Source organism: Actinoplanes sp. G11-F43 (assembly GCF_050589265.1).
Taxonomy (GTDB): domain Bacteria; phylum Actinomycetota; class Actinomycetes; order Mycobacteriales; family Micromonosporaceae; genus Actinoplanes.
In genome coordinates this window covers 1-3,273 of record NZ_JBNZCE010000083.1, presented here as the reverse complement: position 1 = coordinate 3,273, position 3,273 = coordinate 1, and the positions used below count along the sequence as shown (strand labels likewise).

1 protein-coding gene is annotated in these 3,273 nt (G+C 73.6%); it reads left to right on the top strand.

Features of this window, described 5'->3' with window-relative positions; all coding sequences use genetic code 11:
- Positions 1-37: 37 nt before the first annotated feature.
- Positions 38-3,273 (top strand): type I polyketide synthase (locus tag ACQ0O7_RS44960; RefSeq protein WP_430792074.1); only part of this gene is annotated, 3,236 nt, incomplete at its 3' end.

The following is a 3,273-nucleotide window of genomic DNA, read 5'->3' as shown; positions in this document are numbered from 1 at the left end:
TGTGGCGACGTATATGTTGCATCGGCCGAGTCGGTTGTTGTCGTTGTTGCCGGAGGCGGTGGCGGCGCAGCAGACCGACACCACACCGGAGATCCAGGACTCGTCCGCCCCCCGGACCCCGCTGGTCGAGCGCCTGACCGCGCTGCCACCGGCCGAGCGCAGGGCCGGGATCGAGGCGGTGATGCGTGCCGAGGCGGCCGCCGCGCTCGGGCACGCCGACGCCGGCGAGGTGGACCCGCATCAGGCGTTCCGGGACATGGGCTTCGACTCGATCATGGCGGTGGCGCTGCGTGACCGGCTCCGGGAACTCACCGGGCTGCGGCTGCCGTCCACTCTGATCTTCGACCATCCCACCGTCGCGGTGCTGTCCGAGATGCTGCACGGAGCGCTCTTCGGTGTCGCCGAGCCGGTGGCCGGCACGGCCGTCGTGCCGATCCGGGCGGTGTCCGGCGACGATGCCGGCGACCCCATCGTGATCGTCGGGATGGCCTGTCGTTTCCCGGGTGGTGCCAGCACGCCGGAGCGGCTCTGGCAGATCCTCGCCGAGGGCATCGACGCGATCAGCCCCTTCCCCGACTACCGGGGCTGGGACCTGCCGACCGCCTTCGGCCGGGAGGGTGGCTTCCTGCACGACGCCGCCGACTTCGACGCGCCGTTCTTCGGCATCGGGCCGAACGAGGCGATGGCGATGGACCCGCAGCAGCGGCTGCTGCTGGAGACGTCGTGGGAGGCGCTGGAGCGCGCCGGCATCGACCCGACCACCCTGCGCGGTTCGCGTACCGGGGTGTTCGTGGGCGGCTGGATGCAGCTCTACAGCCAGGCGCTCGTCGGCAGCACGACCAGCGTCAACCTGACCACCCCGGTCAGCGACGGCGGCGCGGTGCTGGCCGGCCGGGTCTCCTACATCCTCGGGCTGGAGGGCCCCTCGCTCGCCATCGACACGGCCTGCTCCGCCTCGCTCGCCGCCCTGCACCTGGCCTGCCAGGCGCTGCGCGCCGGTGAGTGCGATCTGGCCCTGGCCGGTGGCGTCACGGTGATGGCCTCGCCGGGGCCGTTCGCCTTCGGATCCGCGCTCGGGCTGGCCGAGAACGGGCGCAGCAAGGCGTTCTCCGCATCCGCCGACGGGATGGGCATGGGCGAGGGCGCCGGGATGCTGGCCGTGGAACGGCTGTCCGACGCGCGCCGTCGCGGACACCCGGTGCTCGCCGTGGTCCGCGGCAGCGCGGTCAACCAGGACGGCGCCTCCAACGGCTTCACCGCGCCCAGCGGCCCGGCCCAGCAGCGGGTGATCCGTGCCGCGCTGGCCTCCGGCGGGCTGACGCCCGAGCAGGTCGACGTGGTCGAGGCGCACGGCACGGGCACCGAGCTGGGCGACCCGATCGAAGCGGGTGCGCTGCTGGCGACGTACGGCCAGGGCCGTCCCGCGGACCGTCCGCTGTGGCTGGGTTCGATCAAGTCGAACATCGGCCACGCACAGGGTGCGGCGGGCGTCGCCGGGATCATGAAGATGGTGCTGGCGATGCGCCACGGGGTGCTGCCGCGGACCCTGCACGCCGACGAGCCGTCCACCGAGATCGACTGGGAGTCGGGGCGGGTCCGGTTGCTGACCGAGGCCCGGCCCTGGCCGGCGTCCGAGCATCGGCCGCGTCGCGCCGGGATCTCCGGCTTCGGCATCAGCGGCACCAACGCCCACGTCATCGTGGAGGAACCGCCCGCCGCGCCGCCGGCCCCGGCGGCCGGCCCGGACCGGTCCGGGCCGGCCGACGCGAAGCCGGCGCTGCTGGCCGCCGGACTCGGCGTCACCGCCTGGCCGCTGTCCGCGCGGGTGCCCGAGGCGCTGGCCGAACAGGCCGGCCGGATGCTGCCGCTCGCCCTGGACCCGGCGGGCGCCGACCCCGCCGCGGTCGCGCACGCCCTGGTCACCGGCCGGAGCCAGTTCCGGCACCGGGCCGTGGTCGTCGGCTCCGGTGGCGCCGCGCTCGCCGGCCGTCTCTCCGACGTCGCCGAGGGACGCCCGGACGACATGGTCGCGGTCGGGTCCGTGCCGGCCGGTGGTCCCGGCCGTACCGTTTTCGTCTTTCCCGGCCAGGGGTCGCAGTGGGACGGGATGGGCCGGCAGCTGCTGGACGAGTCACCGCTGTTCGCGGCCGAGTTCGCCGCCTGCGCGGCGGCCCTGCGGCCACACGTCACGTGGGACCCGTACGCGGTGCTGCGCCAGGACGAGGGCGCGCCCTCGGTCGAGGAGACCGAGGTGCTGCAGCCGATGCTGTGGGCCGTGATGGTGTCACTGGCCGCGGTGTGGCGGGCGGTGGGCGTACACCCCGATGTGGTCGTCGGCCACTCGCAGGGTGAGGTGGCGGCGGCGACGGTGGCCGGCGTGCTCTCCCTGGAGGACGCCGCGCGGGTGGTGGCGGTCCGGGCGCGGCTGCTGGCCGGGCTGAACGTCGAGGGCGGGATGCTGTCGGTGGTGATGCCGGCCGCCGAGGTCGCGCGGCTGCTGGCGCGGTGGGGCGACCGGCTGTCGATCGCCGCGGTGAACTCCCCGCGGGCCACCGTGGTCTCCGGAGAACCCGGCGCGCTGCTGGAGTTCGAGCGGGAGCTGCGGGCCCGGCGGGTGATGCGCTGGCGCGTTCCGGTGACCGGTTTCGTCGCCCATTCGTGCCTGGTCGAGCCGCTGGCCGAGAAGCTGCCCGCGGCGCTGGCCGGTATTCGTGCCCGTACCGGCACGGTCCCGTTCTTCTCCACCGTGGAGGGACGGCTGGTCGACGGCTCGGAGCTGGGCCCGGACTACTGGTACGCGAACGTGCGCCGTGGCGTGCGGTTCGCCGAGGCGGTCGAGGTGCTGGCCGGGTCCGGGCACCGCGGCTTCGTCGAGATCTCCGCGCACCCGGTGCTGCTGACCGCCGTGGAGGAGGTGCTGACGCCGCGGGCCGACCTGCCCGATCCCGTGCTGATCGACACGTTGCGTCGTGGTGATGGTGGGGTGGGTCGGTTGTTGCGGTCGTTGGGTGAGGCGTGGGTGTGTGGGTTGTCGGTGGGTTGGGGTGTGGTGGTGTCGGGTGGTGGTGGGTTGGTGGAGTTGCCGACGTATGCGTTTCAGCGTCGGCGTTTTTGGCCGGAGTATGCGGTGGTGGGTGGGGTTGAGGGGTGGCGTTATGGGGTTGGTTGGGAGTTGTTGGGTGGGGTGTCGGGTGGTGGGTTGTCGGGTGTGTGGTTGGTGGTGTGTTCGGGGTCGGGTGTGGGTTTGGCGGGTGAGGTGGGTCGTGTGTTGGG